The sequence below is a fragment of the Frankia sp. CeRuru1 genome (assembly GCF_977966315.1).
This window is the reverse complement of sequence record NZ_CDWWEW010000264.1, coordinates 1-7,050: the sequence shown is the minus strand read 5'-3', so window position 1 is coordinate 7,050 and position 7,050 is coordinate 1. Positions and strand designations below refer to the sequence as shown.

The 7,050-nt window shown below is 71.5% G+C and carries 5 protein-coding genes; all 5 read right to left on the bottom strand.

Annotation, left to right across the window (positions count from 1 at the left end):
* Positions 1–70: 70 nt before the first annotated feature.
* Complete coding sequence (locus AC08OP_RS17335) at positions 71–1,543, bottom strand: cell division protein PerM (protein WP_476615147.1); 1,473 nt, start codon at positions 1,541–1,543, stop codon at positions 71–73.
* A gap of 20 nt (positions 1,544–1,563) precedes the next feature.
* Positions 1,564–2,454, bottom strand: coding sequence for a hypothetical protein (locus AC08OP_RS17330; protein WP_476615146.1), 891 nt, complete (start codon positions 2,452–2,454; stop codon positions 1,564–1,566).
* Between the two features lie 186 nt (positions 2,455–2,640).
* A complete protein-coding gene (sucD, locus tag AC08OP_RS17325) occupies positions 2,641–3,513 on the bottom strand; it encodes a succinate--CoA ligase subunit alpha (protein WP_476615145.1) in 873 nt (290 codons plus the stop codon).
* Between the two features lie 25 nt (positions 3,514–3,538).
* Positions 3,539–4,705 (bottom strand): ADP-forming succinate--CoA ligase subunit beta, encoded by a 1,167-nt coding sequence (gene sucC / locus AC08OP_RS17320; protein WP_476615144.1) that lies wholly within the window; start codon positions 4,703–4,705, stop codon positions 3,539–3,541.
* 418 nt (positions 4,706–5,123) lie between these two features.
* On the bottom strand, positions 5,124–6,611 hold the full coding sequence (locus AC08OP_RS17315; RefSeq protein ID WP_476615143.1) for a serine/threonine-protein kinase: 1,488 nt from the start codon (positions 6,609–6,611) through the stop codon (positions 5,124–5,126).
* Between the last annotated feature and the right edge of the window lie 439 nt (positions 6,612–7,050).

Sequence of the window (7,050 nt, the reverse complement as noted above, 5' to 3'; positions counted from 1 at the left end):
TCCCCGCCGGGCGGGGAGCTGCGGGCCCACAGACCTCGAGGAGGCCGCGGCAGCGGGGCCGCGAGGCCGGTCAGGGGTGTCGTCGTGACAGCCGGGCTGACGACCATGATCCGGACGGTTGCAGCCTGCGCCACCAGGAGGGCGCCGCCGCGTCGTCGGCGACGAACGGCCGCTCGGCCCGACGGGCCGCCAGGTCGATGCCGCCGATCAACAGGAGTCCGACAAGCGCGGTCTCCCCCCCGGCGATCAGGCCGCACAGCCATCCGGACGAGGGACCATAGTGGTTACCCTGACCCGTCACGGTCCCGACCTGTCCCATCGACACTTGGACCGCCAGACCCACGAGGACACCGCAGACCACCGCCCCGAGCAGGACGGTCAGGATGCGAGCCCGGGAGCGGCGTCCCAGGCTCGCCCGATGGACCATGACAGTAAGCACGACGCCGGCCACGACGGGCACCAGCGCCAGCACGAGCCACCCGGGCCTGGGTAACGCGCTCGGCGGAAGGGCCGCCAGCACCGGGAGGTCCGGCAGGTCGGCCGGGCGGACGACATCCGCCCGGACCAGACCCGGACCCGTTCGAAATCCTGGTCCGAGGGCGTAGGACAGACCCCAGAGGACCAGGTTGGGCAACAGCGCAAGCTGGGTCGCCGTGAGCCCGAGACCCCCGAGCACGCCCACGTCGAGCGAGCGCTCGGCGGCGGCGACCTCGGGCTCGGTCGCCGCGAGCACCAGCGCGACCCCGAACGCGGCGGCCGCCAGCAGCGCCATAAACGCCGCCGCGCCGGACAGCAGGGGGACGCGCAGCATCACGGGCAGCATCCGCCATGCCGTGCGCAGCCGATGGCGGCCGGCCAGCGCGCCGAGCAGGGCGGCCGGTATCCCGAACGCGACCGTCCCCAGCGCCGCAGAACCGGGGGTCGGCCGTACCGAGTGCGTGCGCACGATGAGCGCGACGACCACGACGAAGAGAGTCTGGGCGCCCACGACGCCGATGACGTCGCCTGCCACGGCCCGCCAAGGGACCCCGACGGCGCCATCCGACCGGCAGCGGCCCCCGCGGGAGTCCCCGAGGTCCGCCACCGAAGCGGCGGAGCGCCCTCCGCCGAGCCGGGCAGGCCGCAACCGCGACACCCGGCCCAGCGGCATCCGGCCGAGCGACACCCGGTTCAGCGACACTCGGCCCAGGGGCATCCGGTTGAGAACGGCATGCGGCTGCAGCGGTACCGCGCTCGCCCGCCGATGTGCCGCGCTCAGCGCCGCGGCCAGCGGAAAGAGGGCGAGGCCCAATGGCCGGAACGCGATGATCCCGTCAGGGAGCCGCAGCGTCGTTCCGTGAGCGGCAAGCCACAGATCGGCTCCGACGCGCAGAGCCGCGGCGGGTCCGGTGGAGGAGCCGGTGTCGGCTCCCCACACAACCAGAACGACGAATTCGATGAATATCAAGCCCGCAGCCGACGCGGCGACCGCCTCCGCCAGGGGCCGTCCGCCCCGCTGCCAGATCCGATCGGCAAGGCGTCGCGGCAGTCTGGGCGGCTGCATGGAGGCGGGCACGTATCGGATCAACGACCGGGAGGAGGCTCCTGCTGGCCGTAACCACCCGGCGGAGGCGGCTGCTGGCCATAACCTGCGGGCGACTGAGCCTGACCCTGCGACGGCTGCCCGTACCCGCCCGGCTGGGCCGGCTGCCCGTACCCGCCGGCGGGCGGCGCGCCGTATCCGCCCGGCTGGGCCGGTTGCCCGTACCCGCCCGGCTGAGGCGGCTGCCCGTATCCGCCGGCGGGCGGCGCGCCGTATCCGCCGACAGGCGGCTGACCGTAGCCCGTGGGCGGCTGACCGGGCGGCCCATAGCCCGGCGGCGGCCCGTACCCCGTGGGCGGCTGGCCGTAACCGGGAGTGGGCTGCTGGCCGTAGGGCTGACCGTAGGGCGGCTGCTGACCACCATACGGAGGCCAGGCGCCCGGCTGACCGGGCCCGGTGGGACGGGCACCCGGACGGCCGGGAATGGGCGCTCCGCTCGCCAGCGCCGTGAGCACACCGAAGACGGTCTGCACGATCGTCAGCAGCAAGGCGAGGTAGAACCCGAAACTCGGCCCGGCGTCCACCCCGCTCGGCACGTCGGGGAACCGGATCCATCTGATCAACAGCAGAAGGACGGCGAACGCCGAGACGGCCGGCAGTATCCACAGGATCGAGACCGGACCAACGTCCGGGATGCGGACGTTGGCGGCGACGCGCGCCGTCACCAGACCGGCGACCACGACCACCAGGAACACCGGGAACCAGGAGTTGAACCCGAGCCCCCAGGCGTTCTTGTGAGCCTCCGCCGAGCGGCCGAAAAACCCCAGGCTCACCGAATACCACGGCAGGAAGCTCACGATGAACGTGACCGCCCCAGAGGCGACCACCCCGATGTCGTTGGTGGCGACGCTACGACCGCCGATCTGTGCCACGACGGCAACCCCACTTCGTCTGGTCGGTCGGTGCGGAGACGAGAGCCGTCGATGCACCGATGCAGAAGTCTTGCAGCCGTCGGAAGCGAAGGGAAGACGTCCGTCCCCGAAGCCCCGCGGCCGAGACCCCTACCTGTCCCGATGATGAGCCCCCGCGTCCCGCGGGGGCTCGGCATCGGGACAGGCCTACAACGACCGCATGATGTCAGCCATCAGCCGGGCGGTCTCCGACGGGGTCTTGCCAACCCGGACGCCGGCCTTCTCCAGGGCTTCTTTCTTGGCCTGCGCGGTACCGGACGAACCGGACACGATGGCGCCCGCGTGGCCCATCGTCTTGCCCTCCGGCGCGGTGAAGCCGGCCACGTAGCCGACGACCGGCTTGGTCACGTGCTCTTCGATGTGCGCCGCGGCCCGCTCCTCGGCGTCGCCGCCGATCTCACCGATCATCACGATCGCGTCGGTGTTCGGATCGGCTTGGAAGGCGTCGAGTGCGTCGATGTGCGTGGTGCCGATGACCGGGTCGCCACCGATGCCGACACAGGTGGAGAAGCCAAAGTCCCGCAGCTCGTACATCATCTGGTAGGTCAGCGTGCCGCTCTTGCTGACCAGGCCGATGCGCCCGCCGGGGGTGATGTCGGCCGGGATGATGCCGGCATTGGACAGACCGGGGCTCGCGATACCCGGGCAGTTCGGCCCGATGATCCGCGTCGTCGCCTTGTACTGGGAGTAGGCGAAGAACTCGGTCGTGTCGTGGATCGGCACGCCCTCGGTGATGACCACCGCGAGCGGGATCGCCGCGTCGATCGCCTCGATCGCCGCGTCCTTGGTGAACGCGGGCGGAACGAAGATCACCGAGGCGTTGGCACCGGTCTGCGCCATCGCATCGGCGACGGAGCCGAACACCGGCACGCCCTCGACCTGCTGGCCCACCTTGCGCGCGTTCACGCCGGCGACGACGTTCGTGCCCGCGGCGAGCATGCGGCGGGTGTGCTTGCTGCCCTCCGAGCCGGTGATGCCCTGCACCACCACCCGGCTGTTCTCGTCAAGCCAGATAGCCATCGGTTCGCAATCCCCTTCGCCCAGGTCAGGCCGCGGCCGCGGCGAGCTCGGCGGCGAGCTTCGCCGCGCCGTCCATCGTGTCGACCGGCTTGACCACCGGCAGGTTCGCCTCGGCCAGGATGCGGCGGCCCTCCTCGGCGTTGTTGCCGTCGAGGCGCACCACCAGCGGGGCGCTGACGTCGCCGACGATCTTCAGGGCCTGCACGATGCCGTTGGCCACCGCGTCGCAGGAGGTGATGCCACCGAAGATGTTGACGAAGACGCTCTTGACCGCCGGGTCACCAAGGATGATCGACAGACCGTTTGCCATGACCTCGGCGGACGCGCCGCCGCCGATGTCGAGGAAGTTCGCCGGGCGCTTGCCGCCGAACTCCTCCCCGGCGTAGGTCACCACGTCGAGGGTGGACATGACCAGGCCGGCACCGTTTCCGATGATCCCGACCTCACCCTCGAGCTTGACGTAGTTGAGGCCCTTCTCCTTGGCCTTCTGCTCCAGCGGGTCCACCGCGGCCACGTCGACGAACGCCTCGTGCTCCGGGTGGCGGAAGTCGGCGTTGTCGTCCAAGCTGACCTTGCCGTCGAGGGCGACGACCCGGCCGTCACCGGTGAGGATCAGCGGGTTGACTTCGACGAGGGTGGCGTCCGACTTGAGGAACACGGTCCAGAGCTTGGCCAGCAGCTCGCTCGCGCCGTCCAGAGCCGCCTCGGGCAGCTTCGCCGTGACCGCGATCTCGCGCGCCTTGGCCGCGTCGACTCCCCTGAGCGGGTCGATCGCGATCCGGGCCAGCGCCTCCGGCTTGGTCGCCGCCACCTCCTCGATCTCCATGCCGCCCTCCCGGGAGGCCATGGCGAGGAAGGTGCGGTTCGCCCGGTCCAGCAGGAAGGATGCGTAGTACTCCTCGGCGATGTTGCTGGCTTCCTCGACGAGCACCGAGTGGACCGTGTGGCCCTTGATGTCCATGCCGAGGATCGCTGTCGCCTTCGCGAAGGCGTCATCCGGCCCGTCGGCTACCTTGACGCCACCGGCCTTGCCCCGGCCTCCGGTCTTGACCTGCGCCTTGACGACGACCTTGCCACCGAGCTCGGTGGCGATCGCGCGGGCCTCCTCGGGGGTGGTCGCGGTCTTCCCGGTGGGCACCGGTACGCCATGTTCGGCGAACAGCTTCTTCGCCTGGTATTCGAAAAGATCCACGGTCCGTCCAGTCGGATGCGGTCGTTACGGGTTGGGATACGTAGGGCTGCACAGAACGCCTGCGAGCCTACTGACGAGGGCGTTACAGCGCGCGCCACGCGCTGTGCACCACACCGCCGTCGCTGGCGGCCCACGGGTGGGATCGAACGGGCCGATCCGGCGCATCCCTCGACCCGGTCCGGGGCCCCGGCAGGTCGATACAGGACAGATACAGGACAAATGAGTGTGGACACCCACCGCGCCGAGGGCGGCTTCCGCCCCACCGTCCTCAGAGCGCGGGTCCGCCGGGAGCCGCTGAGCGTGACCGACGGGACCTGCCCTACGCCGTCCCGTGTCCGACGTCACGAAAGTTAAGACCCTCATTATGTCGGAAATCACACGGAAGAAACACCGATCGTGGCCAGCCCCTCCGGACCAGTCAGACGAATTTCAGGATAACGACGATCAAGATCATCGTTAGTCCGATCCCGAGCCAACCCAGGCCGATACCGACGGCCGCCACCGTGGCGCCACGCTCATCCCGGCGGCGGATCCGAACCCGCGCGACCAGTCCCACCACGACAGCCGCGGCACTGCCAATCCCGAAGATCCAGAGTACCGCCAAGAGAACCGACAGCATCGCGCCGCTGTTCCAGTGCCGGCGCCGCGGCGCCGCGGCCCGCCGAGCGTCGGTCCACAGCCCGACCCGCAGCGCAGCCGGTCGACCCGTTGGCGGGAAGGCCGACGGATCGGGAGGACGCGCCGGTGGAGTCGGGTCGCTGGGGCGATAGGTCACCTCCGACCGTCCCGGATCGGACGCCACGTCCGCGGCGGCGGTCGCGCCCCGACGCTCCGCGGGTGCCTGATCCGCCCACTTCCCCGGGAAAACCGCTCCCGACGGTGGCGGGGCGACCGGTCGCGGCGATGCCGCGGGGGGTAATGGCACGGCGGGCCGAAAGGCCGACGCGGGTGGCGGGGGTCCGACCGGCCACAGACCGGGTGCCGGGCCCGGTCCCTGCACGTCCGGCGCCCAGCCACCGGACGGGTCGGCCGCCGCCGGCGCGGGCCGGGCCGGAACCCGCCCCGCGCCGGCGGCGGCATCGGCCTCGGTGACCCCACGCACCTCCCGGCCTACCAGCGCGGCCAGCAGCGAGGCGGCGTCCGGCCGCTCCCGCGGGGCCTTGGACAGCGCCCTCGCGACCAGGTTGAGCAGGTATCCGGGGAGCGCGTGGAGATCGGGAGAGTCCCGCTGCACCCGGACGGCAAGCAGGTCCGGTGTCTCGGCATGGAAGGGATGCCGCCCCGTCGCCGCGTACGTCATGCAGCTCGCCCAGGCAAAGACGTCCGCTGAGGCGTCCGACGGCTCGCCGCGCATCTGTTCCGGTGACATCCAGGCCAACGTGCCGATCACATGACCGGTGCGGGTCAGCGTGGCGCTGTCGGTCAGGTGCGCGATCCCGAAGTCGATCACCTTGGGCCCGTCCCAGGCCAGCAGGATGTTGGACGGCTTGAGATCACGATGGACGACGCCGGCGGCGTGGATGGCGACCAGCGCGTCGGCGAGGCCGACGGCGAGACCCCGGACGAGGTGGTCCTCCAGCCGACCGCGGGCCCGGACGGCCTCGGCCAGGCTGGTCCCCTCGACGTACTCGGTGACCATCCACGGCGCCGCGGCCTCGGTGTCGGCGTCGAGCACGGCGGCCACCGCCGTGCCTCGCACGCGCAGCGCCGCCCGCACCTCACGTTCGAAGCGGCTGCGGAACTCCTCGTCCTCGGCGAGATCCTCGGCAGCGACCTTCACCGCAACGGGACGCCGATCCGGGGCGAAACCGAGATACACGGTCCCCATCCCGCCGGCACCGATCCGGTTCTGCAGACGGTACGGGCCGATCTGGCGAGGATCGTCCTCCATCAGCGGTGTGAGCATCGCTTCCCTCGCTGCTCCCCTCGCTGCACCGGTGTAGCAGGTTCGATCCGGGTTCCCACCCGCCCAGGGGGCTGTGGGTGAAAGAGTATGTCCCCGGCCGCCATCGGGCCGAAGGCACGGTGCGTCGCAGGCGTGCGGGCCCGCGAGCACCCGCCGGCCACCCGCCAGCCACCCGCCAGCCACCCGCCGGCGGGGAGTGCCCGTCCGTGTTCCACGACACCATGGCCGCGACGACGGGCATCCGGTCGGCCCCGGGCGCGAAGATGCAGGCGTGGACAGCGACACCCGGCCGGGCCAGGAGACGACCGCCGACTGGCGCGCCGCCCTGCTCGCAGGCATCACCCTGCGGCCCGCCACGGCCGCGGCCGTCAACCGACTGGGCTGGCCCGACTACGACGGTCGACCGGCTCTGCGCTGGGGCGAGGGCGCGGTGGCCGGC